We start from the raw sequence: 25,593 nt of genomic DNA on the forward strand, positions 1-25,593 counted from the left end.
AGACGAAAAATGCGGCTCAGTCTATGGCGCGAAATGTAAGGTGCGCGCGAAGGGCCGCGCGTCGATTTCTCCGCATTCAGCTTTTGGATCGAGACAACTGGAAGCCCCTGAACGACGATCGGCCCGCAGGCCCTGTGCCGTGGGCGTCTCCCCATTCAGCTTGGAACCGGCGCGGGGGACGCGAAACCGCCACGCCAGCACTTCCAAGGGGCTCCGCCGGAACAGGAGAGCGCCAGTGGTGCGCAGTTTTCGACCGGCGAAGCGGTCCAGCGACGGGTCGTCGCTGACGTTGGCGACAGACGCCGGGTCAGCTCAGGCGAGGGTGGCGGCCACGGCCAGGTCGGTGGCGACCGGCGGGCGGGCGAGCGCACGCGCGCTCACCTGCGAGAACTGCAGCTGGGCGAGCAGGTGCTGTGCCTGGGTGGCGACCGGACACGGGGTGATCTGCGGTCCTGCTTCAGGGCGCTCGGGGGACATCACATCAATGGACATTGGCCTGGCATCTCGTTGACTTCTCATGACCTGCGGGGCTTCCGGCCGCGCGGATTGCGCACCCTAGCGGAAATTCGGGACGAATGTGTGACGGTGCCCGCAGTCCTTGCCAGAGGTCTTGGGAAGCGTCGAAATATTGGCGCTTATCAAGAGCTTGTCGGTATCATGTAATCGTTTTCAACACATGATTCGGATATGGATTCCAATACTGCTTCCCCCTACAGCCCCAAGTGGCAGTTCCGCTTCAACTTCTTCGAACAGCACGGCGCTCCCAATTCGCCGGCGTTCAAGGCCGCGTTCAAGACGTTGACGTTCGGCCAGCGGATCAAGATCAACTTCAACTTCTTCGCGCTGTTCTTCAGCTGGATCTACCTGCTGATCCTGGGCATGTGGCGCAAGGCGCTCACCATTCTGGGCATCACCCTCGTGCTGATGGTGATCCTGGCGTTCCTGCCGGACGTGGTCGGCCGGGCGATCGGCATGGCCTGGTCGGTCCTGATCGGGATGACCACCAACTATTCGTACTACCTGGAAAAAGTGAAGGGCGACACCAGCTGGAACCCCTTCGCCGGCATGCGCTGGTAAGCAACGCGCTTGCGTGAAAGACAAAAGCCCGGTCACTGACCGGGCTTTTTCGTGGGGCGGCGGTGCGGCGGCCGCGTGTGCTGCTTCAGCGCGGCGGGGGGCGTCGGCCTCCGGTGTCGATCACCACCTCACCATCCTCTTTGCAGAACGGGGCGTTGATCGGCGCCAGGATTTCCAGAACGGTCTCAGACGGCCGCGCGAGACGCACCCCCAGGGCGGTCTGCACGAACGGCCGGTTGATCAGGATCGGATGGGCCAGCATCGCATCGAGCAGCTGCGCATCCGCCAGCGCTGGATCGCCCAGGCCGAGCTCGGCATACGGCGTGCCTTTCTGGCGCAGCGCATCGCGCACCTGCAGGCCGGCGGCGACAATCAGTTCGACAAGCCGCTCACGATCCGGCGGCGTTTGCAGGTATTCCACTACCTCCGGTTCGACGCCGGCATGGCGGATCAAGGCGAGCACGTTGCGCGAGGTCGCGCAGGCCGGGTTGTGATAGATGACGGCCTTCATGCGCGGTCTCCCGCGGCAGGACCGGCTTGGCCAGGCATCAGATAGGGAACACGCGACATGAGGTTGCTCCAGACAAATTGTTCCATTATTCTAGAAACATGGAACATAACAACGCAACCCACGCTCTCGCCGCCTTGGGCCACGCCACCCGCCTGAGCGTCTTCCGCCTGCTGGTGCAGGCCGGGCATGGCGGCCGGTTGGCCGGCGAGATCGCCACCGAACTGGGCCTGCCCGGCGCCACCCTGTCCTTCCACCTCAAGGAGCTGAGCGCGGCTGGGCTGGTCAGCGCCGAGCCGCGCGGCCGCAGCATCTGCTACCGCGCCGACTTCGAGGCGATGAATGGCCTGATCGGTTACCTGACCGAAAACTGCTGCGCCGGCGAGGCGGACTGCGGTCCGGCCGGCCAGTGCACACCGCCGCGCTGACACCGTGACCGGGCCCGTGGCAATGACGACGTCCTCCCCTTCCCGCCTGTCCTTCCTGGACCGTTGGCTGACCCTGTGGATCTTCGCGGCGATGGCGCTCGGCGTGGCCCTGGGCACCCTGTTCGACGGCCTGCCCGCCGCGCTGGATGCCATGACGATCGGCGGCACCAACCTGCCGATCGCCGCGGGCCTGATCCTGATGATGTACCCGCCCCTGGCGAAGGTGAAGTACGAGGCGCTGCCCGGCGTCTTCGCCGACAAGCGCGTGCTGGCGTTGTCGCTGCTGCAGAACTGGGTGGTGGGACCGGTATTGATGTTCGCGCTGGCCGCGCTGTTCCTGCACGACCGGCCGGAGTACATGACCGGACTGATCCTGATCGGCCTGGCCCGGTGCATCGCCATGGTGCTGGTCTGGAACCAGTTGGCGCGCGGCGACAACCAGTACGTGGCCGGGCTGGTCGCGTTCAATTCGCTGTTCCAGATCGCGTTCTTCAGCGTCTATGCGTGGGTGTTCCTGACCGTGCTGCCGCCGCTGTTCGGGCTGCAGCGCAGCGTGATCGATGTCAGCACGTGGACCATTGCCGGCGCGGTGCTGGTGTATCTGGGGATTCCGTTCGCGGCGGGCTACCTCGGGCGGCGCTGGCTGCTGAAGCTGCGGGGTGCCGCGTGGTACGAAACGCGGTTTCTGCCGGCCATCAGCCCGATCACGCTGATCGCGTTGCTGTTCACCATCGTGGCGATGTTCAGCCTCAAGGGCGGTGACATCGTGCGGATTCCGCTCGACGCGGTGCGGATCGCCATCCCGCTGACGATCTACTTCTTCGTGCAGTTCCTGCTGAGCTTCTTCATGGGCCGCTGGATCGCACGCGACTACCCGCGCACCACCGCGATCGCATTCACCGCCACGGGCAACAATTTCGAGTTGGCCATTGCGGTGGCCATCGCCGCGTTCGGGCTGGGTTCGCCGGTCGCCTTCGCCGCTGTGATCGGGCCGCTGGTGGAAGTGCCGGTGCTGATCGTGCTCGTGCATCTGGCGCTGCGGCTGGGGCGCCGCGGGTTTCCGGCGAGCCCGGACGTGCGGTCACCGTGATCGCCCATCGCGTGGCGCTCATGCCAGGTGCAGATGGCCCTGGTACAGAGCCCACGCCGCCCAACCGGCAACGACGATCACAACCGCCACGATCACCTGCTCCGCCCGGGTGAATATCCGCTGCCCATGCCCGTGCTTGGCGACCGCGAACATGGCGATGCCCGGCGCGTACAGCAATACCGACAGCAGCACCTGGGACAGTCCGCCGGCATAGACCAGCCACAGCGCGTAGACCGTTGCCAGCCCGGCCACCAGCAGATCGCGGGCGCGCAGCCCAGGTTGCCCGGCATAGGTTTCCCCGCGCAACGCCAGCAGGGCGCCGTAACCGGCCGAGAACAGATACGGCACCAGGCTCATCGATGCACCCAGCAGCACCAGGCTGGTATAGGTGCCGGCACTGAACAGGGTAATGACCAGGAACAGCTGGATCAGCCCGTTGGTGAGCCACAGCGCATTGGCCGGGACCTGGCGCGCGTTCTCGTGCCCGAGGAAGGCTGGCATCGTGCCATCCCCCGCCGCGGCGTACAGCACTTCGGCGCACAGCAGCACCCAGGCCAGCAACGCCCCCAGCACCGAAACGATCATGCCGATGATGATCAGCGTGGCGCCCCAGGGGCCAACGATGGCCTCCAGCACGAACGCCATCGAGGGGTTGCGCGCCTGTGCCAGTGCCTCCTGGCGCAGCACGCCCATCGACAGCAGATTGACCAGCATCAACAGCGCAAGCACGCACAGGAACCCGATGATGGTCGCGCGCCCGACATCCGACCGCTTGGCCGCACGTCGCGAATAGATGCTGGCGCCCTCGATGCCGATGAACACCCAGACCGTGATCAGCATCATGCCGCGCAGCTGATCGCCGACGCTGCCCAGTTCCACCGTGCCCCAGAACTGCCCGGTGAAGATATCGGCCTTGAAGCCCACCGCGGCGATGATCAGGAACACCACGATCGGCACGATCTTGGCGACGGTGACGACCGCATTGACCAGCGCGGCCTGGCGGATGCCACGCAGGATCATCGCGTGCATCGCCCACAGCAGAACGGACGCGCACGCCACCGCCTGCCACGTATTGCCTTCTCCGAAGGCCGGCACGAAGTAGCCCAGCCCGCTGAAGATCAGCACGAAGTAGCTGACGTTGCCGAGCAGCGAACAGACCCAGTAGCCCCAGGCAGCCGAGAAGCCGATGTAGTCGCCGAACCCGGCACGCGCGTACGCATAGATGCCGGTGTCCAGCTCGGGCTTGCGGTTGGCCAGGTTCTGGAACACGAACGCCAGCATCAACATCCCCAGCCCGCTGATCGTCCAGCCGATCAGGGCCACGCCCGGGCCCGCACTGCGCGCGATGTTCTGCGGCAACGAGAAGATGCCGGCGCCGACCATCGAGCCGACCACCAGCGCGGTCAACGCGGTCAGGCCGAGCCGGTCGGAACGAGAGGTCATGTGCTCACCATGCCCGGACAGGATAGCGCCGATGACCCACGCAGGGCGGTGAGCATCCGGTGAACCAGGCGTGCCGCTGCATGCGGCACGCCGGGATGGATCAGAAGGTCTGCCAGTCGTCCCCGGCCACGGCCGCTGCCGGCATCAGCGCGGTGCTGCGCGCCGGCGCGGCGCGGCGTGCCGATGCACTGACCGGGCCAGCACTGGACTGCAGGCGGAAGATCGCCACGGCAGTGCCCAGCTGCTGCGCCTGCTCTTCCATCGCGCGCGCCGCAGCCGTGGCTTCCTCGACCAATGCCGCATTCTGCTGCGTGGTCTCGTCCATCTGGGTGATGGTCTGGTTGACCTGCTCGATGCCGGCGGACTGTTCCTTCGAGGCCGCCGAGATCTCGGCCATGATGTCGTTGACCCGGCGCACGCCGGTGACGATCTCTTCCATCGTGCGGCCGGCGGTGTGCACCAGCGCCGAGCCCGCGCTGACCTGGGTGACCGAGTCGTCGATCAGGGTCTTGATCTCCTTGGCCGCTCCCGCCGAGCGCTGCGCCAGCGCGCGCACTTCCGTGGCCACCACCGCGAAGCCGCGGCCCTGTTCGCCGGCGCGCGCCGCTTCGACGGCGGCATTCAAAGCCAGGATGTTGGTCTGGAACGCAATGCCGTCGATCACCGAGATGATCTCGGCGATGCGCTTGGACGAGGCCTCGATGCCGGCCATCGTGGTCACGACCTGGCCGACCACCACGCCGCCCTGCGAGGCCACGTCGGCCGCGCCGGCCGCGAGCTGGTTCGCCTGCACCGCATGGTCCGCGTTCTGGCGCACGGTGGAGGTGAGCTCCTCCATCGACGCTGCGGTCTCTTCCAGGCTGGCCGCCTGCTGTTCGGTACGGCGCGACAGATCGCTGTTGCCCGCGGCGATCTCGCCGGCGGCCAGATTGATGCTGCCGGTCGCCTGCTGGATGCGGCCGACGATGTCGGTCAGCTGCGCCACGGTGGTATTGGCATCGTCCCGCATCCGCGCGAACACGCCATGGAAATCGCCCTGCATGCGCGCGGTGAGGTCGCCCGCCGCGATCGCGCGCAGCAGCGCGGAGATCTGCTGCAGATTGTCATCGCTGACCTGCATCATCGTGTTGAGGTTTTCGACCATCGCACGGAAGTCGTGGTCGAAACGCACCACGTCGCCACGCTGGCTGAAATCGCCCACTGCCGCCGCGCCGGCCAGTTCCCCGATCTGGGTGTTGATCGCACGCAGGTTGGCCTTGGTGGTGTCCATCGCGGCGGTGAAGGCCGCCTGTTCGCCGGGCAGGCGATCCATGTCCGGGCTCAGGTCACCGACCGCATAGCGCTGCATCACCTCGACCAGGCGGCGGGTCACCGCGATGTTGGCCCCGACCAGCTGGTTGGTCTCCTCCACCATCTTGCCGTACTCGCCCGGGAAGGCCTCCGCGTCCATGCGGTAGCTCAGCTCGCCCGCCTCGTGGCGCTGGGCCATTTCGCCCTGCGCGGCCATCACCGCGCGCAGCTGGCCGCGCATGCGCTGCATCGATTCCAGCAGGCGGCCCACCTCATCGTTGCGCGCCGGCGGCAGCGGCGTATCCAGACGGCCCTCGGCCACGTCGGCCGAGAGACGGACAGCATCGGCCAGCGGGCGGATCGCCTGCCGGCGCAGCAGCACGTACACGCTGCCACTGAGCACCAGGGCGGCACCCAGGCCCACGGCGAGGATGATCCACAGCAGCGCGCGTGCCTTTTCGGTGATCAGTGCGTGCGGCACGATCACGCCGAGTGCGAAGTGCTCTTCGCTGCCGCCGATGCGCAGCGGCACGTAGGTTTTCACATCGCCCGCGGCATCCGGTTCGAAGGCGTCGAAGGTCTTGTCGGCCTTCACTGCCGCCAGCACCTGCGTGGTCAGCGCATCCTCGCGACGCTTGCCGATCTCGCTCGGATCCTTCGCAGCCAGCACGATCCCGCCGGGCGAGATCAGTTCAACGTGGCCTTCGCCCATCGGGCGCAATGCGGCCAGGTGCTTCTGCAGGGCGGCCAGCGCGAAATCCACCGTCACCACGCCGAGGAACGTGCCATCGTCGACCACCGGGGTGGACAGCGTGGTCATCAGTACCTTCTGCCCCGCGATCTCGTAGGTGTAGGGTTCGGCCACCGTCTGCCGCTTGAGCGCCTTCGGCTTGAGGTACCAGTCGCCATCGCCGGGCACGTCGTACCCCTTCAGCGCATCCTGCATCGGGGCCCCCTCGTGCCAGGCCCAGTAGCTCATGAACCGGCCGGTGTCGTCATGCGCCTCGGCACCGACGAACTCGGCGTCCTTGCCATCGAAAGCCTCCGGCTCCCACAACGTGCCGAAGCCCACCCATTCCGGGTGCACCTGCACCTGCTGGCGGATGACCGCGGCCACCGTCGCCCGGGAGAGCGTGCCCGCGGCGCGCTGGACCAGCAGGTTCTGCGCGAGCGCCTGGCTGGTGGCGAAGGCGCTGGACAGATCACCGCTCACCCGCAGCGCTTCGGCCTGGGCCTCGCTCTGCATGGTGTGGCGTGAAGCGTCGACCAGCGAGGCACTGGCTTCGCGGTAGCTGATGGCGGCGGTGACACCGAAGCAGAGCATGGCGATCAACGCGGTACCCAGCATCAGTCGGTTGGCGATGCTGCCGGGGCGCTTGGACGCGGTGGGGCGGGACACGGGCATGGGGGCGGTTCCGGAAAAAGGGCATACCGGCGGACGCAGTCACGCGCCGCCACGGAAACACGCAGTCCATTGCGGGCCGGCACGCGCGCGGTGTCATCACGGCGCGGCCAGCAGGGATCGATGCAACGTCGGATCGGCACAGGCAGCCCGCCGCCACTCCCGGCTGCGCTGGTCCTGTGCTGGGGGTCACCGCGTCGTACGCCACGGTGCCACCGCCCTGCCCTGTGGAGATGCCGCCTGCCCGCACCGTGACGGCGCCGGCCCAGAGAAGGGACTCAGCTGGATAACGGCGCAATGCGCGCGATGTTTAGCGCGGCTTCCTGACCGTGTTCAGTGAACGCCCGCGCCGCGCCCGCCACGCCCCAGCCGCTCCACCAGCGTCTGGCTGGCCGCATTGAGTCCGATCACCTCCACGTGGGCCCCGCGCGCGCGCAGCTTGCCGGTCACCCGCTCCAGCGCACCGACCGCACTGAGATCCCAGAAGTGCGCATGGGTCAGATCGATCTCCACGCGCTCGGGCACGTGCAGCAGATCGAAGGCCGCGGCGAACTGCCCGGCCGAAGCGAAGAACACCTGGCCACTCACCGTGTAGACACGCGTGCCCTTGGCGGTCACGGCATCCTGGATGTCCAGCATCCGGCCCACCTTGCGGGCGAAGAACAGGGCCGACAGCAGCACCCCGGTGAGCACGCCCTTGGCCAGGTCATGCGTGGCGACGGTGACGATCACCGTACCCAGCATCACCACCGAGGAGCTTTTCGGGTGCAGCCGGAACTCGGCGAACGAGCGCCAGTGGAAGGTGCCGATGCTGACCATGATCATCACCGCGACCAGCGCGGCCATCGGGATCTGCCGGACCCAGTCCGCGCCGTACACCACCAGCAGCAGCAACAGCACGCCGGCCACCAGGCACGACAGCCGCCCGCGTCCGCCGGAGGACACATTGATCACCGACTGCCCGATCATCGCGCAGCCGCCCATGCCGCCGAACAGCCCCGCGGTGATGTTGGCCAGGCCCTGCCCGGCGCACTCGCGGTTGCGCTGGCTGGGCGTGTCGGTCATGTCTTCCACGATCTGCGCGGTCATCATCGACTCCAGCAGCCCCACCACGGCCAGCGTGGCCGAGACCGGCAGCAGGATGCGCAGGGTCTCCCAGGTGAGCGGCACATCCGGCAGCAGGAAGGTGGGCAGACTGTCGGGCAGCGCGCCCATGTCGCCGACGGTGCGGATGTCCAGCCCGAGCCAGATCGAGAGCGCGGTCAGCACCACGATCGCCACCAGCGGCGAGGGCACCGCCCGGGTCAGCAGTGGCAGCAGGTAGATGATCGCCAGGCCCGCCGCGCACACGGCATACACCGTCCACGGCATCCCGATCAGTTCGGGCAGCTGCGCCAGGAAGATCAGGATCGCCAACGCGTTGACGAAGCCGGTGATCACCGAGCGCGAGACGAAGCGCATCAGGACGCCGAGTTTCAGCGCGCCCGCGACGATCTGCAGCAGCCCGGCCAGGACGGTGGCGGCCAGCAGGTACTGCAGGCCGTGATCGCGGACCAGGTCGACCATCACCAGCGCCATCGCGCCGGTGGCCGCGGAAATCATGCCCGGCCGGCCACCGGCGATGGCGGTGACCACCGCGATGCAGAACGACGCGTACAGGCCGACCTTGGGGTCGACCCCGGCGATGATGGAGAAGGCGATCGCCTCGGGAATCAGCGCGAGGGCCACGACGGCGCCGGACAGCAGATCACCGCGGATATTGCCGAGCCATTGCTGGCGCAGCGGATAGGAAACAGACATGGACAGACTCCACGCACCGGCGATGCGCACGGCGCGCTGTGTGATGAGGACAAGGCACTCCCTGAGCCAGCGCAATGGCCGGCGCGTCGTCAACGCGGTATCAGGGTGGCGTCATCACAAGGGTCCTGCCGGGGCAGCGGAAGCGGCGCGCAGGATAGCGCAGTCCCCCGATGCCCTCAAACGCGTCGGGTCCATGATCATCACCGAACGCCCGACGATCAGCGGCATCAGCGGTTCGGGTCAGCGCGCGAAGTGCCGCGCGCCGGCCACGCAGGTCACCGCGCACACCGTGACGACCAGCATCGCCCAGCTCACGGTTTCATGCAGCAGCACGGCCGCCAGCGCCAGGCCGAAGAGCGGCTGCAACAGCTGCAGCTGGCCGACCGCGGCGATACCGCCCTGGGCGAGCCCGCGGTACCAGAACATGAAGCCGATCAACATGCTGAAGACCGCCACATAGGCCAGGGCACACCACGCCGGCGCATCCACCGCCGCCAGCGAAGGCGGCCAGCGCAAGGCCAGCAGCGGCAGCATCAGCGGCAAGGACAGCAGCAAGGCCCAGCTGATCACCTGCCAGCCTCCCAGCGTGCGCGACAGGCGCGCACCTTCGGCATAGCCCAGCCCACAGACCAGCACCGCCGCCAGCATCAACAGGTCGCCCTGCAGCGAGGCGGCGAGCCCGGTCGACAGCGCGTAGCCCACCACCGCGGCACTGCCGAGCAGCGAGAACAACCAGAACGCCGGACGCATCCGCTCACCGCCGCGCAGTACACCAAACAGCGCGGTGCTCAGCGGCAGCAGCCCGAGGAACACGATCGAGTGGGCCGAAGACACGTGCTGCAGGGCCAATGCGGTGAGCAGGGGGAATCCCACGACCACCCCGAGGGCGACCATCAGCAACGGCCCCAGTGATGCGCGCGTGGGCCGCGGCTGGCGCAGGGCGAGCAGCACCATTCCGCCAAGCAACGCCGCGATGCTCGCCCGGGCGGCGGTCAGAAAGAGGGGGTCCAGCTGCAGTACCGCGATCCGCGTGGCCGGCAGCGAGCCGGCGAAGATCACCACACCGATGAAACCGTTGATCCAGCCGCGGGTTGCGTTGTCCATGTCGACATCCTTGAAGGGCGGCCAGTGGACCACGACGGCGGGCCGCCACTCCATGTACAGTCCAGTACACTTTGCCGTAACTGTTATGGCCGAACGACCCGTACGGATGCCCCAATGACGCTTCCCACCACCCGTATCGAGGCGGTCATGGCCAGCGTGCGTGCACGCCTCAACGACCGCAGCTGGCTGCCCGGCGCGCGACTGCCCTCGGTGCGCGCACAGGCCAAGACACTGCAGGTGTCGGTGTCCACCGTGGTCGAAGCCTATGAGCGGTTGGCGGCCGAAGGGCTGATCCAGGCGCGGCCCGGCTCCGGCTTCTATGCGGCCGGCCCGGTCGCGCCACTGGCACTGGCCGAGATGGGACCGCCACGCGATCGCCAGGTCGACCCGTTGTGGCTGGCGCGGCAATCACTGGATCACGAGGCCGGCGTGCTCAAGCCCGGCAGCGGCTGGCTGCCCAGCGACTGGATGTATGTCGAGGGGATCCGCCGTGGCCTGCGCAGTGCCGCCCGCGCGAGCAGCACCGCACTGGCCGATTACGCATCGCCACTAGGCCTGCCGCCGCTGCGGCAACTGCTGTCCCGCCGCTTGGCCGGGCACGCGGTCGAGGTGGCGCCCGAGCAGATCATGCTCACCGAATCGGGCTCGCATGCGGTTGACCTGATCTGCCGTTTCCTGCTCGAGCCCGGCGATACCGTGCTCATCGACGACCCGTGCTACTTCAATTTCCTGGCCCTGCTCAAGGCGCACCGCGTGCAGGTGATCGGCGTGCCGTACACGCCGAACGGCCCGGATGTGGACGCCTTTGCCGCGGCGCTGCAGGCGCATGCGCCCCGCCTGTACATCACCAATTCCGGCATCCACAACCCGACCGGCGCCACGCTCTCGCCAGCCACCGCACACCGGCTGCTCTCGCTGGCCGACAGCAGCGACCTGGTCATCGTCGAGGACGACCTGTTCGCCGATTTCGAGCACACGCCCGCACCGCGGCTGGCCGCGTTCGATGGGCTGTCGCGGGTGATCCAGGTGGGCAGCTTTTCCAAGACGCTGTCCGCGTCGGTGCGCTGCGGGTACATCGCCGCGCGCCGCGACTGGATCGAAGGCCTGGCCGACCTGAAGATCGCCACCAGCTTCGGCGGCGGGCGCCTGGCCGCCGACATCCTGCACGCCGCACTGACCGACAGCGGCTATCGGCGCCATCTGGAGACCGTGCGCGTGCGACTGACCGCGGCACGTGAACTCACGCTGGCGCGGCTGGCGCCCCTGGGCATCACGCCATGGACGGTACCGCAGGCCGGCATGCTGCTGTGGTGCCACCTGCCCGACGGCATGGATGCCGCCCGCATCGCCCGCCGCTGTCTTGCCGACGGCGTGATGCTGGCCCCCGGCAATGCCTTCAGCCCGTCGTTGCGCGCAGCCGGCTTCCTGCGCTTCAACGCCGCGCAGGCGCAGGATGCGCGGGTGTTCGAGGTGCTCGCGAAGGCCATGACCGCCTCACACGCGGACGCCGACTAGCGGGTCTGACGCTGCGCGTCGGGTGCCGCCATCGGCGCCCTCTCCCCACCGAGCACCGCCTGCGTATCCACGACATCCACCCCCGAGACCTGCCCCAGCCAGCCATCGAACCACGGCTTGTGAGACGCGCCGACGATGGAAAGGACGCGGGAACCGGGGTGGTCACGCACAACCTCGAGAATGTTGGCGACCATGCGCAGATTGCGGATTTCCCAGCCCTGCACCCAGATCTGGGGGTAGTGCTGCGGTGACACCGCGGCCAGCGTCGGACGCACGTTGGACTCGGCGAGCACCTGCAGCGCCGCGGGATCGTTGACGCTGCGATACAGCGAGAGCAGGTCGTTGGACGCGATGAAGCCCGCCTCGCGCTCCGTCATGGCATCGAACGTAGGGCCATACCCGCTCCATGCCTGCTGGAGCGCAGCCCCGAAGGCCTTGCGGTCCGCGATCTGGTGATTGTCACCGGTATGGTCGTCGACCGCGTACACGCGCTGCAGGCCAAGTCGCGCCGCCAGGACCGCGGCGATCTGGTAGCTCTCGTTCTTGCGTGTTTCGATCTGCTTGAGCAGCTCGACGAGGGTAGCGTCCAGCCCATCGTCCGCCCGTCGCTCCGGCACGGGCAGCTGCAGCCACTGCACGTACGCGGATGCCCGCTCGCCAGCGGCAAGGAACAGTGCGGCCAGTTGGCGACGCTGCGCGGGCGTGGGCGACGCCGGCCAGGTTGCGAGTGTCCCGTTGACCTTTACGATCGCGGCGGGCACGTCCAATCCCGTGGCCGTCTTCGCGGTCTCGGTACTCGCGCAGTAGTCATCGCCGTACACCGCGGCATGGCGCTTGGCCAGGTCGCACTGCTCGCCACTGATGGCTTCGATGGTGATGTAGCCGGGCTTGAACGCCGCCAATCTGTCCAGCAGGGGGTCCAGTGCCTTGGGAGCGAAGGGTTCGTGCTCGCTCAGGTGGACGCTGCCCAACACGAGGACCTCGGTGCGTGGACCGACCATGTCCTTGTCCAGATTCGCCAGGTCGATCTGCGCCTGGGCGCAGACCGGCATCAGGGCCATCAGGCAGGCCGAGAACACGCGTTGCTTCATGCATCACCACCAGAGAAGTCCGTGGCGACCTTTCTAACAGGCAGATGCGGGCCTGGCCACGTGCCGGATGGCATGGGGGCCGATCGGGGCGATCGCGATACCCGTTGCTGTCCACACGGTGGCAGAATTGCGCGCCCGGCACCTGCTGCGGGCACACCTCGAGGAACCCAGGCATGTCGGACGAAAGCAGCAAAGGCGAGTGGATCAGGTGGGTGATGCTGCTCATCTTCTTCGCCATGCTGTTCGGCATCCCCAACAGTTCACCGTGGTTCGGGTTGGTATTCGTGTACCTGATCGGCACCGGGCTGTTCATCGTGGCCAGCATCGCCTGGATCGCCTTGCGCGGCCGCCGGGCAGCGCTGGCGTTGGCTCGCACGCCCCCCACGCGCGCCCTGCACACCCGCGAGGTGAAGGCGCTGGTGTGGTTCGGCCAACCCGAGCGGATCGTCTGGCGCATGCCACGCGGGAACGTGATCGATCTGGTCAAGGCGGCACAGGCCGCAGGCACCCGCCCGGTAGTGCGCACGGTGCGTGGACCGTACCGCGTGATGGTGCGCGCGAGGCATCACGAGCGGCATGACTTCATCGGCGAGGTGGAGGTGGTCATGCTGCCGGGTGCTGACCGCCACATCCGCGACATCAATGAAGCCGACGTATTGCTCTGCGGACAGTTCGCGGTGGTGCTGGCGTTGAATGGCGCGTGGCGGATCGACCAGGCGCCGTCACTGCTGAGGTAAGGCATGCGCCCGCTGTGGTCCGGGCGCCCCTGCCTGAGCGGGGTGCTTGGCAACACTACGGCGATCCCGCACAGTTCCCCCATGCTCCCGGATCCCACTGCACCATGACACGCCTGCTCATCATCGAGGACAACCCCGAGTTGGTGGCCAACCTGTACGCATTCCTGGAGCCGCTGGGCTATGTGCTCGACGATGCACGCGATGGCGCTGCGGGCCTGCGCCTGGCGACCGGGAATGACTACGACGCGATCCTGCTGGATCTGATGCTGCCGCGGCTGGACGGCATGACGCTCTGCCACAAACTTCGTCAGGAATTCCAGAATCCCGTACCGGTGATCATGCTGACCGCGCGCGATCCGGTGGATGACCGCGTGCAGGGCTTTGCACTGGGCGCGGACGATTACCTGGTCAAACCTTTCTCGTTGATAGAGCTCGATGCACGCATCCAGGCGCTGGTGCGCCGTGCCCAGGGCCGCAGCGTCCAAGGCACGCTGACCTGGCAGGACCTGCGGGTGGACACCCGTTCACCGCAGGCGTGGCGGCAGGGCCAGACCATTACGCTGACCCCCAGCACCCATAAGCTGTTGCTGTGCCTGATGCGGGCCGCGCCCGGCGTGGTCAGGAAGCAGGAAATGGAATACCTGCTGTGGGGCGACCATCCGCCGGAAAGCGGTGCGTTGCGGACGCATATCCACGAGCTTCGGCAGCATGCGGACAAGAGCTTCACGCATCCGCTCATCGAGACGGTGCACGGCATCGGATGGCGCCTGAGTGCGCCAACGACGTCTGTCCCGGAATGACGACCCGAGGAGGGCAGTTGCCGTCATGAAAGCGATCTACCGCCAGATGACGCTCAGAACGCGTATCACCGTGTCGTTCGTCCTGCTGATGGTGGCCGTCATGGGCTTCGTGGTCGCCGCCGAGCAGTTGGATTATGACGAGCTCAGGGCCTACGTCATTTCGAGAAGCCTGCACGACGAGATGGATCGCCTGCAGGCCGACCTTGCCGATGGCACGCCGCCGGCGCTGTCTGGGGGCAGTGAGCTCTTTGATGCGCGAAACGTGCCCGATGCCCTGCGCCCGTATACACCGGGCTATTACAGCGCCGACCCGCCCGACGTCTGGCATCTGCTGGTGTTCGACCTCGGCGACCAACGTTATTACCTCCGCCAGGATGCCGAGCGTTACCAGTATCTGGAGCACGTGATCGATGGCTATGCGCTCGTGGTCATGCTGTTGTGCATCCTCTGCGCATTCTGGATCGGGCGACTGACGGCAGCGCGCGTCATCGCCCCCATCACCCAGCTGGCCGATGCCGTGCAGCGCGGGCAGACACCGTTTCCCTTCCAGGAGGCACGCGACGAGATCGGGGTGTTGGCGCGCGCCTTCGCACAGCACAGCGACGAGGCGGAGCAGTACCTGCAGCGTGAACGATGCTTCGTGGGGGATGCCAGTCATGAACTGCGCACGCCTCTGGCCATCATTTCCGGCGCGGCCGAGACCATCGTTCACCAGCTGCCCGAGGACAGCCACCTGCGAGCGAGCGGCGAGCGTATCGTTCGGACCACGCAGGAAATGCAGCGCCAGCTGTCCTGCCTGTTGCTGCTCTCGCGTGACCCACAGCGTCTTGCCAAGGAGAACGTCCCGCTGCGTCCGTTGATCGAGGAATGCATGACGCGCTGCCAGCCCTGGCTGGCGGGCAAGCCGGTCGTCCTGCTGCTGGATGCGCCGCAGGACCCCTGCATCCACACCAACGCCGAACTGGCGCGCAGCGTGGTCTGGAACCTGCTGCGCAATGCCTGCCAGTACACCGACAAGGGCGAAATCCGCATCGCCGTGCGGGACGCCACGCTGTCCATTATCGACACCGGTCCAGGCCTGCCACCCAGCATGGATCCCCAGCAGTTCCAGCGCTTCGCACCAAGCCTGCGCGAGAGCGGGGAAGGGCTTGGCCTGTCGATCGTGCAACGGATCGTGGACCACCTGGGCTGGCGCATGGCCGTGGAGAGTTCGGAGAACGGTTGCCGCTTTACGCTGGACATGTCCGGCACGCAGGGTCAGCAACAATAGGCTCGACCGCATTGCGGCAACCAAGCGCTTTCGCGCCCCCTCCTGACAGCTTCCTGACGCCGCCTCTCCCATCCTGTGCACCCATCAATCCATGCAGGAGATGCAGATGCACTGGTCAGACCCGGAGGGAGCCGGCAAGTATCGCCACGGAAGAACCGGATTCAACCGGATTGTCCATACCGTGATCCACTCGCGGGACGGGTTCCTCGCGACCGTGCGGGGCGAAGCCGCCTTTCGACAGCTGCTGGTTCTGCATGGCGTTCTGATGGGAGGCACGTTTGTCCTCGACGTCAGCCCGGTGGAACGGGCGTTGATGCTGGCCGTCAGCTTCATCAGCCTGATCGTGGAACTGCTCAACTCCGCCATCGAAGCCGTTGTTGATCGCATCTCGCTCGACCTTCACCCGCTGTCGAAGAATGCCAAGGACATGGGCAGTACCGCTCAGGCGATGGCCTTGTTGATGGTGGGCGTCGTATGGGCGGTGATCCTGCTCGGCTAGAGCGCAGAAAAACACCAGGCAGTGCACCTGACAACTTCCTGATAAACACATTCTGATACTGCGCGCACTTTTCATTCATTGGAAGAATGCGCGTGTTTCAGCGTCTTATGTTCGTGCGACTCAACCCGGTGCAGCTGACATGGATAGTCGCACTGTTCTTCACCACCCTCGGCAACGTTGCCCTGTGGCAGGCGCTATGGAGGCACGCGGAGTTCGACAGCGTGCGCGGCGTGCTGTTCTTCCTGAGCCTGCCGGTCTTCTTCTTCTGCCTGTTCAACCTGCTGCTCATGCCGGTGCTTGCGCTGCCCTACCTGCGCAAGCCGTTGCTGGCGCTGCTGGTGATCATCAGTGCCGCAAGCACGTACTTCATGCTGCACTACAACGTCCTGATCGACCGCAGCATGGTGCAGAACGTGTTCGAGACTAACCAGGCCGAGCTCGGGTCTTACTTCTCGGTCCCCTTGCTGCTCACCATCGTACTTCTGGGCGTGCTCCCAGCCGCCGCGATGATGTCGCTGCGCATCCGCAGCGGGTGCGTGTTGCAGACCACTTCCTGGATGCTGGTCAACGTGCTCGCGACCCTGGCGATCCTGGCCGTGATATCCATGGTGTTCTACAAGGACTATGCCTCCCTGCTGCGCAACAACCGCGAGCTCAGGGACCAGGTACTGCCGGTCAACTTCGTGCGCCATGCCAACGGCTATCTCAAGCGGAAGTACATCGCGGTGTCACGTTCGCTGCAGCCCGTCGCCGAGGATGCCACCCGTCCGCCGACGAGCACGGACAGGCGTCCCAGGCTGGTGATTGCCGTGGTGGGCGAGACCGCGCGTGCGCAGAACTTCCAGCTCAACGGCTACCCGCGCGCCACCAATCCCGTGCTGGCAAAGCGAAGCGACATCATCGCCTTCAAGAACGTCTCGTCGTGCGGCACGGCCACGGCCATCTCCCTGCCGTGCATGTTCTCCAGAATGACACGCACCCAGTACGATGACGTACGCGCGGCGACGGAAGAAAATCTCCTGGATATCCTGAAGCGTACCGGTGTGAACATCCTCTGGCGCAACAACAACAACGGTGGCTGCAAAGGCGTGTGCGCGCGCGTGCCCACCGATGACATGCCGGCCTTCAAGGTGGCCGGGCAGTGTGTCAACAAGGACGGCACCTGCTACGACGAAGTGCTGCTGCATCAACTGGATGCGCGCATCGACGCCATGCAGGGGGACGGCCTGATCGTGCTCCACCAGCTGGGCAGCCACGGCCCAACCTACTTCGAGCGTTACCCAGCCGACGGCAACGTCTTCACGCCAACCTGCGACAGCAACCAGATCCAGAAATGCACCAACGCGGCGCTGACCAATACGTACGACAACACGTTGGTCTACACCGACCGCATGCTGGGCAGGACCATTGACCTGCTGCAGGGCTATGCGGAGCAGCGGGACGTGGCCATGATCTACGTCTCCGATCATGGCGAGTCGCTTGGCGAGCGCGGCATGTACCTGCACGGCACGCCGTACCTCATTGCGCCTCAGGAGCAGACCCGCGTCCCGATGGTGATGTGGTTCTCGCCCGCGTTCGCGCACCATGCAAACCTCAACCTGGCCTGCCTGCGAAACCGTGCCGAGGGCACGGCGTACAGTCACGACAACGTTTACCACTCCCTGCTGGGGCTGTTCGATATCCGCAGCCAGGTCTACCAGCGTGAGCTGGACCTGTTTGCCGCGTGCCGCGCTTGAGTGCACCAGCGCGCACCCTCACTGACGGCTGGCGCCCGCAGTTGGGTCGGCGACGCAACACGACCGTCACGGGCGTACGCGCATAACGTGCCAACGCCACGCACCGGGGCGGATTATCCCGCCCCTCGAGCCAGCGCCAGTGACTCCCTCGCCTCCTTTGCCGCCGTCATCGCAGTCGCCTGACCGTGCGCTGGATGGGGTGAACTTCTTCCTGGCCGATGTCCGGGATGGACTGGGGCCTTACCTGGCGATCTACCTGCTGGCCGTGCATCACTGGGAGCCGGCCAGCATCGGACTGGTCATGACCGTTGCAGGGCTCGCCGCCCTGCTCGCCCAGACCCCGGCCGGGGCGTTGATGGACAGGATCACGGCCAAGCGGGCAGTGGTCGTCGCGGCCGCGGTCCTGGTCACGGCCAGCTGCCTGGCGCTGCCCTGGATCACCTGCCTCACCGTCGTTGCGGTGACCCAGGCGATCGGCGCGGTGGCAGGGACCGTTTTCGCGCCCGCCATCGCGGCGATATCGCTGGGGATCGTTGGCCCACGTGCGTTCGCACGGCGCATGGGCCGCAACGAAACGTTCAATCACGCAGGCAACGCCGTGGCGGCATTGCTGGCGGGCGGGTTGGCCTATCTGGGCGGGCCGGTGGTGGTGTTCTACCTGATGGCGGCGATGACCTTGGCCAGCATCGGGGCGGTCCTGATGATTCCTTCCGGTGCCATCGACCACGCGCAGGCGCGCGGATTGCGCTCCGCCGACCAGGAGGCCCACGCCCCGGCCTCGGCCCGCCTGCTGCTGCACAACCGGACGCTGATGATGCTGGCGGCGTGCTGTGCGCTCTTCCATCTGGCCAATGCGGCGATGCTTCCGCTGGTCGGGCAGAAGCTCTCCCAGACCAGTCCTGCACTGGCGACGACCCTGACTGCGGCCTGCATTGTCGCGGCCCAGCTGGTCATGGTGCCGGCCGCCATGCTGGTCGGTGCCCGCGCCGACGCCTGGGGGCGAAAGCCACTGCTGCTGGCAGCCTTCCTCATCCTGCCGATCCGGGGCGTGCTCTACCCGCTGTCCGATGCGCCCACGTGGCTGCTCGGCGTGCAGCTGCTGGATGGCGTCGGCGCGGGAATCTTCGGTGCACTGCTTCCCGTCATCATCAGCGACCTGACCCAGGGAACCGGCCGCTTCAATGTGACGCTGGGTGCGGTGTCCGCGGTGTTCGGGCTGGGCGCTGCGTTCAGCCCGGGACTGGCCGGGGTGATCGTCCAGTTCGCTGGTTATGATGCGGCGTTCCTGACCTTGGCAGGCATAGCAGCCATCGCCTTCCTGGTGGTGATGGCCGTGCCGGAGACCCACCACCCCCATCCGCCTCGCGCCGTGGCCACTCGTTCAACGACAATGCCCTCCGACGCCGGCCCTTGAGCACCCGCTGAGCAATCGATGCAGATTTCCACCACGTCCATGATCATCTGGATGGCAACCGCCGTTGCCACCTGCGGCATCCTGTTTCGCCCCTGGCGGGTGCCGGAGTATGCGTGGGCACTGGGCACGGCCGTGCTGCTGACGGTCGCCGGCCTGTTGCCGTTCGGCGCCGCCATCGCCGCGGTGGCGGAGGGAACCGATGTCTACCTGTTCCTGATCGGCATGATGGTCCTGGCCGAACTGGCACGGCAGGAGGGTCTGTTCGACTGGCTGGCCGCGTACGCGGTAGGACACGCCAAGGGCTCGGGACGCCGCTTGTTCGATCTGGTGTTCCTGGTCGGCACGGTGGTGACGATCTTCCTTTCCAATGACGCCACCGCGGTCGTGCTGACGCCGGCGGTGTATGCCGCCTGCAAGGCCGCCCGGGCCGATCCGCTGCCATACCTGTTCGTCTGTGCGTTCGTCGCCAATGCCGCCAGCTTCGTGCTGCCCATTTCCAATCCCGCCAACCTGGTCGTCTTCGGCAGCCACATGCCCTCCCTGCCGGAATGGCTGCGGCAGTTCACGCTGCCCTCGCTGGCCGCGATCGGCATGACGTACCTGGTACTGCGTCTGGCCCATCGGCGCCAGATCGCCCGACCGCTGGCCGCACTGGCCGAGCAGCCGGCCTTGTCCGAGGGGGGACGCCTGTGTGCGATCGGGGTCGGCGTTACCGGCAGCGTCCTGCTAGTCACCTCGGCCATGAAGGGACCGCTTGGGCTCACCACGTTCTGCGCGGGCGCGGCCACGCTGGCCCTGATCTGCCTGCGTCAGCGCCGCAGTCCGCTGCCGATGCTGCGGCACGTGTCCTGGGGCGTGCTGCCGCTGGTGGCCGGGCTGTTCGTCCTGGTGGAAGCCGTGGCACAGACGGGCGTGATCCAGATGGCGGCCCAGGCACTCGAGGATCTGACGCGGAGATCGCCCACCGAGGCAGGCTGGGCGGCGGGCGTCGCGGCGGCGGTGCTGAGCAACCTGGCCAACAACCTGCCGATCGGCCTGGTGGCCGGCTCGGTGGGCCAGATGGCGGACGTGCCGGCGCGGGTCAGAGCCGCGCTGTTGATTGGTGTCGACCTGGGTCCGAACCTGTCGGTGACCGGGTCGCTCGCGACCATGCTCTGGCTGGTCGCCCTTCGACGCGAAGGCGAGCACGTCAGTCCGCTGAGCTTCCTGCGCCTCGGCATCCTGGTGATGCCACCCGCCCTGATCGCTGCGCTGCTGTTGCTGTAAGCGCACGCCGCGCCTGCAGGGGAGAAGCGCTCGAACGTTTTACAGTGCCTTGGACAAGGCCAGCAGGTCAGCGGCAAACGTTGCGTAGTCGTCCACGGCGAAATCGTGGCCCTCCTTGCGCACGATCTGGCGGACGCCGACCAGGGAGGTCTCTGGCACCACGACCAAGTACTGGCCCATGTAACCCATCGCAGCGTAAGCGGCGACCGGACCGCGCACCTGATCGAACAGGTCCGTGAGCTTGATGCCCCGGCTGGTGATCTCGCGGCCGTACGCGTCAGCCCACCTGGGCCCGAGGCTTTCCCCGAAAAACACGAACAGCTCACCCTTGCCGGCAAACCCGCGACTGCCCGCCTTCAACAGCCCGGCTGCCACGCCTGCATCGACGCCGTTGCGCGACAGAACCGATGCCGCGTCCGGCTTCAGCGTAAACCGCTCCCAGGCAGGAATTCTCCACCACAGCAGCCCCACCTCCTTCGAGCGGGCGCTTTCGGCGACGAGTTCAGCGACGAACGCTTCTCCCAGCAGCCGACGCCCGTCCGGCGCGACACCCTTGTCCAGGATCAACCTGCCCAGTTTGGCGAGGTCGGCGGCGGAGAGTGCCAACCCAGCCATGCCGATCGGGGTGCCTGCGTCATCCTTGCGCCATGTGTAGTCCGTGATGCCCAGTGGTTGGAACAGGCCGCTCTCGACGACGCGATCCATCGTCTTCCCCAAGATGCGCTCGACGATGCCGGCGAGGAGGTTGGTCGCCTTGTTGTTGTAGGAGAACGTCGACCCGGGATCCGTTGAGAGCTCAGCCGCCAATGCCAGCTTGACCAGATCCGGTGCACCTTCCAGTTCGATGCCTGCGTTGGGAACATTCTGCAGGCCGGAGGTGTGGTTGAGCAGCATCCGCACCGTGATGTCGCGCTTGCGCCCCTGTGCCCACTCTGGATAGATCGCGCTCACCGGCTGATCCAGCGATTCCAGTGCGCCGCTGTGCAGCAACAACCCGATGGACAGTGCCACCACCGACTTGGTCGCCGACATCAGTTCGATGGGCTGCGCTGCAGCGGTGCTGCGCGTCTCCAGCAGCGTGTTTCCATCGCGCTGTATCAGCATTGCGTCGGATCGCGATGTCTCCGCGTTGGCTTTCAGACTGGCCAGAGCGTGCGCCAGCCCACCGCTGGCAGCGAACGCGTTGCAGCACACCAAGCAGCCCAGTGCCATCCACCACGATTTCAAGCGCATGCGCATTCCTCCGGAAACGGAGATAGCGTAACTACAGCTGTAGTCAGACTGGAGTGGCAGAAGTCATGGGATGGGAGGTACCCACGCCATTCACGCTATCAATCTATTCCCTTGGCGATCTTCGCCGCCACCGCCTGTGCATCTGATTGGACCGCTCAGGCGGTGGAAGCGATCGAACAACGCGCGCATCGCCGGGCGATCGTTGATGGTGAGGATCGCGCTACCCTTCAACTTGCTCATCACCACAGCCAGCTGCTCGTACTCTTCCAGCGGGGTGTCTTGGCCGTAGCCAGTGGTCTGCCAGTACGGAGGATCGAGGAAGAACAGCGCCTCGGGCCGGTCGTACTTTTCAATGCAGTGCTGTCAGGGCAACTGCTCGATCACTACGCCAGGCAAACGCATGTGGGCGTCGCTCAGATCCTGTTCGAGTCGAAGCACGTTGATTCGTTTCCTGCCGGTAGCACCTACACCGAGCGTCTGGCCCTCCACCTTCCCGCCAAAGCTCAGCTTCTGGAGGTAGTAGAACCGAACCGCACGTTGGATGTCGGTCAGCCTATCGACGTTCTGCAGCTGTGCCTACCGGCACATCTCGCGACTGGTCCTGGGACCAGTGGAAGTGGCGAACGACCTCATCTAGGTGATTGGCCACAACGCGGTACAGCCGTACCAGTTCGCCATAGGTGTCGATGAGCACGTAAATCTTCGCGGGGGTGCGTTCGAACAGTATCGCAGCGCTGCCGGCGAAGGCTTCAACGTAGCAGGCGTGTGCCCGATCGTTGATCAACGGCAGCAAGTGTTTCACCAGGCGCGTTTACCGCCCGGCCAAGGGAAAGACTCTTTGTGTTCATGTCTCAGCTATTGCGACATTCGATAAGCAAACTGCACGCACTCTCCCGAGAGCGGCGGAGCTTAGGCCAATGGCACGGGGCTGAAACGCGTGTACTGCGGCGGCGCTTCGGTGCTGGCAGGCATCGGGGCGTCGCTCTGTTTGATGGTGGGGCGACGTGGAGTCGAACCATGCGAGTCACAGACGCCGAATTTTCAGTCCGGCCCAGCGCCCATCGATGACCCCCAGAAACGACGAACCGCAGGCCACTGGACCTCCCGAGTCCAAGCCTGCGGCCGTTAAGTGCGCGTTCTTCGGAAGCTCGTCCAAGCTAGCTACTGTGGCCCAAGTCTGGTTCCCGATGCAACTGCGGTAACGCTCCTTACCGCAGTCGGTCAAATGCGGTAAGGTTCGTGAAGAGTGCGGTATTTTGCTTAATGGCCCACTAGCGAATTTTGAGTTTTGGGGGAGGAACATGAGCGAGGAAGAGGGAAGAGCGGGACAGGCGGTGTTGGCCCGATCTAATTTATCGCGATTACGCGCAGGAACGATTCCACTTTCTCCGCTAGGGCAGATAGTAGATTTACTTCAAAAATCACTTTCGTGCCAGTCTATGAAACGCCCCCACGACCGAAGGCAAAAAGACTCGCTGTTAAATTCCTTAACCAACGGTGTTCTATGTCAGCGCACTTAATCTCTAATGTTCATATCAAAGGCCTTTTCGGCCTTTATACATATTCAGTACCACAGGAGGGCAAGCTAACAAACGCAGCCATCCTGTATGGTGACAACGGCGTTGGCAAAAGCACGGTACTTCGCTTGGCTTTTCATCTTCTATCTGCAGCCCACAATAGAGGGCACAGGAGCGCACTTTATCAGGCGGATTTTGAAAAAATAGAGGTATCTCTCGCCTCAGGAATTCGGCTTACGGCAGAGGTTTTTCAACCAAAAGCCAACAAGCTACTTTCGCTCACAGTTCTTAGCGAGGATAAGCCCCTAGCTGTTTGGGACTATAGGCCCAACCAGGGAAGAGCAGTTTATTATGACGATGACACAATCGTCATAGAAGAGGATCGGGGCGGGAGGCGAATCATCCGTAAGGTAAAGAAATCTTCGCACGGAAGAAATGCGGGAGATGTACCTCACGGCGAACAGGTATACCTGTCTGTATTGAAGCAGCATGTCCCTGCACTATTTATTCTTAATGCTGACCGCCGCCTCGACAGTGATAGCGTGTCTGACCCGAGTGACGAGGTCGAGCTGCGGCGCACTATGCAGTACGGGGAGCCGAAGAGAATTAACGAGTTGGTAGCTCGATCCCGCGAAATTGCGCTATCCCAAGCATTGAGCGCTGCTGCACGGTGGATCAGCAGGAAGGCGGTACTTGGCACAAATCAAGGGTCGACGAACGTCCACTCTGTATATGGAGACGTTCTCAGGAGGATCGTTTCCTCTAACAGTCGACAAGGGACCACGGAATTTGCTTCGGGCATGGACCTTCAGGAGCTCTTAAACAAGCTGGTAACAATCGACAGCAAATCGGCCGAGCACGCCCGTTATGAGCTGGCGACTCATCTCCCGACATCAGACTTTCGTAATGCGCTTGGTGATGGATCTAAGAGTGCGCTTGCCGCCGAGTTACTTCAACCCTACATACAGAGCGTGGAAAGCCGCCTTGAAGCTGTAGAGCCAACCTATCAGCTTATTGATCGGTTTGTGACCATCGTAAACGGCCTACTCAGCGACAAAACAATTACCTTCAAGCTCAGTCAAGGGTTCAGCATTCAGAACCGGCTTGGAGTGCCACTGAGTCCCGCTCAGCTGTCATCGGGTGAGCAACAATTGCTGCTGCTCTTTTGCTACGTACTAACTGCGCGAGACGTTCCAACAGTTTTCATGATCGATGAGCCTGAGATTTCCCTGAACATCAAATGGCAGCGCCAGCTTGTTCAGTCGCTTCTCGACATTACCGACGGCGCCAATATACAGTTCATCTTGGCATCTCACTCAATGGAGCTATTGGCGCAACATCGCAATCGAGTAATAAAGCTGGAGAATCAGTCTTGATATCGCATGCACGCTGGTCAATTGAAGAACTGCTTGCACGATACGATCTCGAGCCCCAGCTTACTGATGTATTCGTCGAGGGAAATTTCGATAAAGAAGTGCTAACCGAAGCTTTCTCGGGTATATCACGAGAAGCTATATTCTATGACATTGGAGCCGTCAATGTTCCTGCAGAGCTCCTCGCGGCTCACGGCCTGACCTCGGGCAACAAACAAAGGGTTGTCGCGCTGTCTAGGGAGCTGGGCAACCTGGCAGTTGAGGCCCGCGTTAAGTGCCTTGTGGACCGCGATTTAGATCATTGGTTCGAAACACTTGAAGATTCACCTCGTTTGCGCTGGACTAGATTTTGCGGAATTGACAGTCACTTCATAACTGCTGAAGTGGTGCTTGACCTAGTTATCAAGACCGCAAGAGCCAAGGTTCCCGATTCTGCAAGTTTGATTGAATCAATATTCGATAATCTAAAGCTCTTGTACGCTTTAAGACTTGCTGACCGTGAACTTGCATTTTCGCTAAAATGGGTAGCCCTTGATAAATATTTGAGGCGTGAAGGCAGCGCACTTCGCTTGGACAGTGAGCGGTATGTGCATGCAACTCTCAGCTCAAACGCCCGCTTATCAAATAAGCATGATTTTTTGAGCGCTATGGACAGATGGCTAAAGAGTATAAACGGCGACCTGCGCCTTTCATCAAGAGGTCACGACTACTCCGAATTACTCGCATCCGCCATTAATGAATTCAAGGGGCACAGAGCGTTCAGCGACCAATCTGCAATTGAGCGTCTTTTTGTATTACTTGCTAAAACAACGCACTCTCTTGCGGAAGAGCTGAATTGAATTCCGCCATGCCCCCACCGCAAAAACCCTTACAATCTTTGCCGCTAGTGCTCAGACGAGTTTTGACCGCTGCAGACTGATCGCAGGTAGCGACCCTATGGGCCGCTGCCGACACGACGACCCTACTAGCGTATCGATGTGAAAACCCTGCCACTGAACTC

The 25,593-nt window shown here is 64.5% G+C and carries 22 protein-coding genes; 13 read left to right on the plus strand and 9 right to left on the minus strand.

Translation table 11 applies throughout. From position 1 onward, the window contains the following. Positions 1–312: 312 nt before the first annotated feature. Positions 313–492, minus strand: a complete 180-nt coding sequence (locus AB9O74_RS11265; RefSeq protein ID WP_176988099.1) for a hypothetical protein — start codon at positions 490–492, stop codon at positions 313–315. Positions 493–687: 195 nt separating this feature from the next. On the opposite strand from AB9O74_RS11265, the gene AB9O74_RS11270 reads away from it, so the two are divergent. Beyond that, entirely contained in the window at positions 688–1,077 is a 390-nt protein-coding gene (locus AB9O74_RS11270; protein WP_176988098.1) for a DUF2628 domain-containing protein, read from the plus strand. Positions 1,078–1,162: 85 nt separating this feature from the next. On the opposite strand, the gene arsC is transcribed toward AB9O74_RS11270, so the two are convergent. Next, positions 1,163–1,588 (minus strand): arsenate reductase (glutaredoxin), encoded by a 426-nt coding sequence (gene arsC / locus AB9O74_RS11275; protein ID WP_369349349.1) that lies wholly within the window; start codon positions 1,586–1,588, stop codon positions 1,163–1,165. 98 nt (positions 1,589–1,686) lie between these two features. Between arsC and AB9O74_RS11280 the strand changes: the two genes are divergently transcribed. Then, positions 1,687–2,013: a metalloregulator ArsR/SmtB family transcription factor gene (locus tag AB9O74_RS11280; RefSeq protein WP_319211816.1), complete on the plus strand. Its 327-nt coding sequence runs from the start codon at positions 1,687–1,689 to the stop codon at positions 2,011–2,013. A gap of 22 nt (positions 2,014–2,035) precedes the next feature. Then, a complete protein-coding gene (gene arsB, locus AB9O74_RS11285; protein ID WP_369349350.1) occupies positions 2,036–3,103 on the plus strand; it encodes an ACR3 family arsenite efflux transporter in 1,068 nt (355 codons plus the stop codon). A gap of 18 nt (positions 3,104–3,121) precedes the next feature. Here arsB and arcD read toward each other — a convergent pair whose 3' ends face one another. The 4 genes from arcD to AB9O74_RS11305 all read right to left on the minus strand — a co-directional run bounded on the left by arcD (position 3,122) and on the right by AB9O74_RS11305 (position 10,142). Then, positions 3,122–4,546 carry an arginine-ornithine antiporter gene (gene arcD, locus AB9O74_RS11290; RefSeq protein ID WP_369349351.1) on the minus strand — a complete coding sequence of 475 codons (1,425 nt, stop codon included), beginning with the start codon at positions 4,544–4,546 and terminating at the stop codon, positions 3,122–3,124. 100 nt (positions 4,547–4,646) lie between these two features. Continuing rightward, a complete protein-coding gene (locus tag AB9O74_RS11295) occupies positions 4,647–7,241 on the minus strand; it encodes a methyl-accepting chemotaxis protein (protein ID WP_369349352.1) in 2,595 nt (864 codons plus the stop codon). 330 nt (positions 7,242–7,571) lie between these two features. Next, the gene (locus tag AB9O74_RS11300) at positions 7,572–9,038 is read right to left on the minus strand and encodes a SulP family inorganic anion transporter (RefSeq protein WP_369349353.1); all 1,467 of its coding nucleotides are present in this window, start codon (positions 9,036–9,038) and stop codon (positions 7,572–7,574) included. A gap of 240 nt (positions 9,039–9,278) precedes the next feature. Further along, on the minus strand, positions 9,279–10,142 hold the full coding sequence (locus AB9O74_RS11305; protein ID WP_346477775.1) for a DMT family transporter: 864 nt from the start codon (positions 10,140–10,142) through the stop codon (positions 9,279–9,281). A gap of 114 nt (positions 10,143–10,256) precedes the next feature. Here AB9O74_RS11305 and AB9O74_RS11310 point away from each other — a divergent pair, with 114 nt between their 5' ends. After that, the gene (locus AB9O74_RS11310; RefSeq protein ID WP_369349354.1) at positions 10,257–11,657 is read left to right on the plus strand and encodes a PLP-dependent aminotransferase family protein; all 1,401 of its coding nucleotides are present in this window, start codon (positions 10,257–10,259) and stop codon (positions 11,655–11,657) included. Here the strand turns inward: AB9O74_RS11310 and AB9O74_RS11315 are convergent. Further along, positions 11,654–12,748: a DUF5694 domain-containing protein gene (locus tag AB9O74_RS11315; protein ID WP_369349355.1), complete on the minus strand. Its 1,095-nt coding sequence runs from the start codon at positions 12,746–12,748 to the stop codon at positions 11,654–11,656. The two genes, AB9O74_RS11310 and AB9O74_RS11315, sit on opposite strands and share 4 nt — an antisense overlap. A gap of 173 nt (positions 12,749–12,921) precedes the next feature. Between AB9O74_RS11315 and AB9O74_RS11320 the strand changes: the two genes are divergently transcribed. The 7 genes from AB9O74_RS11320 (at position 12,922) to AB9O74_RS11350 (ending at position 20,470) form a co-directional block, all read left to right on the plus strand. After that, complete coding sequence (locus tag AB9O74_RS11320) at positions 12,922–13,485, plus strand: hypothetical protein (RefSeq protein WP_369349356.1); 564 nt, start codon at positions 12,922–12,924, stop codon at positions 13,483–13,485. Between the two features lie 104 nt (positions 13,486–13,589). Continuing rightward, positions 13,590–14,285: a response regulator transcription factor gene (locus AB9O74_RS11325; RefSeq protein WP_369349357.1), complete on the plus strand. Its 696-nt coding sequence runs from the start codon at positions 13,590–13,592 to the stop codon at positions 14,283–14,285. A gap of 25 nt (positions 14,286–14,310) precedes the next feature. Then, positions 14,311–15,555: a sensor histidine kinase gene (locus AB9O74_RS11330; RefSeq protein WP_369349358.1), complete on the plus strand. Its 1,245-nt coding sequence runs from the start codon at positions 14,311–14,313 to the stop codon at positions 15,553–15,555. Between the two features lie 106 nt (positions 15,556–15,661). Beyond that, positions 15,662–16,054 carry a diacylglycerol kinase gene (locus tag AB9O74_RS11335; RefSeq protein ID WP_369349359.1) on the plus strand — a complete coding sequence of 131 codons (393 nt, stop codon included), beginning with the start codon at positions 15,662–15,664 and terminating at the stop codon, positions 16,052–16,054. An 86-nt stretch (positions 16,055–16,140) separates the two neighbouring features. Beyond that, a complete protein-coding gene (locus AB9O74_RS11340) occupies positions 16,141–17,790 on the plus strand; it encodes a phosphoethanolamine transferase (protein WP_369349360.1) in 1,650 nt (549 codons plus the stop codon). 199 nt (positions 17,791–17,989) lie between these two features. Further along, complete coding sequence (locus AB9O74_RS11345) at positions 17,990–19,204, plus strand: MFS transporter (RefSeq protein ID WP_369349361.1); 1,215 nt, start codon at positions 17,990–17,992, stop codon at positions 19,202–19,204. A gap of 18 nt (positions 19,205–19,222) precedes the next feature. Continuing rightward, positions 19,223–20,470 carry an arsenic transporter gene (locus tag AB9O74_RS11350; RefSeq protein ID WP_369349362.1) on the plus strand — a complete coding sequence of 416 codons (1,248 nt, stop codon included), beginning with the start codon at positions 19,223–19,225 and terminating at the stop codon, positions 20,468–20,470. A gap of 39 nt (positions 20,471–20,509) precedes the next feature. Here the strand turns inward: AB9O74_RS11350 and AB9O74_RS11355 are convergent, their stop codons facing one another. Beyond that, positions 20,510–21,703, minus strand: coding sequence for a serine hydrolase domain-containing protein (locus tag AB9O74_RS11355; RefSeq protein WP_369349363.1), 1,194 nt, complete (start codon positions 21,701–21,703; stop codon positions 20,510–20,512). A 553-nt stretch (positions 21,704–22,256) separates the two neighbouring features. Next, complete coding sequence (locus AB9O74_RS11360; protein WP_369349364.1) at positions 22,257–22,496, minus strand: DNA adenine methylase; 240 nt, start codon at positions 22,494–22,496, stop codon at positions 22,257–22,259. A 711-nt stretch (positions 22,497–23,207) separates the two neighbouring features. Between AB9O74_RS11360 and AB9O74_RS11365 the strand changes: the two genes are divergently transcribed. Further along, entirely contained in the window at positions 23,208–24,596 is a 1,389-nt protein-coding gene (locus tag AB9O74_RS11365) for an AAA family ATPase (RefSeq protein WP_369349365.1), read from the plus strand. Beyond that, positions 24,593–25,432, plus strand: a complete 840-nt coding sequence (locus AB9O74_RS11370; protein WP_369349366.1) for a hypothetical protein — start codon at positions 24,593–24,595, stop codon at positions 25,430–25,432. Before AB9O74_RS11365 ends, AB9O74_RS11370 begins: the two co-directional genes overlap by 4 nt. The last annotated feature ends 161 nt before the right edge of the window (positions 25,433–25,593 follow it).

Origin of the sequence: Stenotrophomonas sp. JAG2, assembly GCF_041080745.1 — a bacterium.
GTDB classification, from domain to species: Bacteria; Pseudomonadota; Gammaproteobacteria; order Xanthomonadales; family Xanthomonadaceae; genus Stenotrophomonas; species Stenotrophomonas maltophilia_AA.

Bases quoted from the DNA above. Each gene is read 5' to 3' on its own strand.
- AB9O74_RS11320 (WP_369349356.1), top strand. From the start codon at position 12,922: ATGTCGGACGAAAGCAGCAAAGGCGAGTGGATCAGGTGGGTGATGCTG.
- AB9O74_RS11310 (WP_369349354.1), top strand. From the start codon at position 10,257: ATGACGCTTCCCACCACCCGTATCGAGGCGGTCATGGCCAGCGTGCGT.
- AB9O74_RS11295 (WP_369349352.1), bottom strand. From the start codon at position 7,241: ATGCCCGTGTCCCGCCCCACCGCGTCCAAGCGCCCCGGCAGCATCGCC.
- AB9O74_RS11330 (WP_369349358.1), top strand. From the start codon at position 14,311: ATGAAAGCGATCTACCGCCAGATGACGCTCAGAACGCGTATCACCGTG.
- AB9O74_RS11325 (WP_369349357.1), top strand. From the start codon at position 13,590: ATGACACGCCTGCTCATCATCGAGGACAACCCCGAGTTGGTGGCCAAC.
- AB9O74_RS11365 (WP_369349365.1), top strand. From the start codon at position 23,208: ATGTCAGCGCACTTAATCTCTAATGTTCATATCAAAGGCCTTTTCGGC.
- AB9O74_RS11340 (WP_369349360.1), top strand. From the start codon at position 16,141: ATGCGCGTGTTTCAGCGTCTTATGTTCGTGCGACTCAACCCGGTGCAG.
- AB9O74_RS11350 (WP_369349362.1), top strand. From the start codon at position 19,223: ATGCAGATTTCCACCACGTCCATGATCATCTGGATGGCAACCGCCGTT.
- arsC (WP_369349349.1), bottom strand. From the start codon at position 1,588: ATGAAGGCCGTCATCTATCACAACCCGGCCTGCGCGACCTCGCGCAAC.
- AB9O74_RS11355 (WP_369349363.1), bottom strand. From the start codon at position 21,703: ATGCGCTTGAAATCGTGGTGGATGGCACTGGGCTGCTTGGTGTGCTGC.
- AB9O74_RS11300 (WP_369349353.1), bottom strand. From the start codon at position 9,038: ATGTCTGTTTCCTATCCGCTGCGCCAGCAATGGCTCGGCAATATCCGC.
- AB9O74_RS11280 (WP_319211816.1), top strand. From the start codon at position 1,687: ATGGAACATAACAACGCAACCCACGCTCTCGCCGCCTTGGGCCACGCC.
- AB9O74_RS11265 (WP_176988099.1), bottom strand. From the start codon at position 492: ATGTCCATTGATGTGATGTCCCCCGAGCGCCCTGAAGCAGGACCGCAG.
- AB9O74_RS11270 (WP_176988098.1), top strand. From the start codon at position 688: ATGGATTCCAATACTGCTTCCCCCTACAGCCCCAAGTGGCAGTTCCGC.
- arcD (WP_369349351.1), bottom strand. From the start codon at position 4,546: ATGACCTCTCGTTCCGACCGGCTCGGCCTGACCGCGTTGACCGCGCTG.
- arsB (WP_369349350.1), top strand. From the start codon at position 2,036: ATGACGACGTCCTCCCCTTCCCGCCTGTCCTTCCTGGACCGTTGGCTG.
- AB9O74_RS11305 (WP_346477775.1), bottom strand. From the start codon at position 10,142: ATGGACAACGCAACCCGCGGCTGGATCAACGGTTTCATCGGTGTGGTG.
- AB9O74_RS11335 (WP_369349359.1), top strand. From the start codon at position 15,662: ATGCACTGGTCAGACCCGGAGGGAGCCGGCAAGTATCGCCACGGAAGA.
- AB9O74_RS11315 (WP_369349355.1), bottom strand. From the start codon at position 12,748: ATGAAGCAACGCGTGTTCTCGGCCTGCCTGATGGCCCTGATGCCGGTC.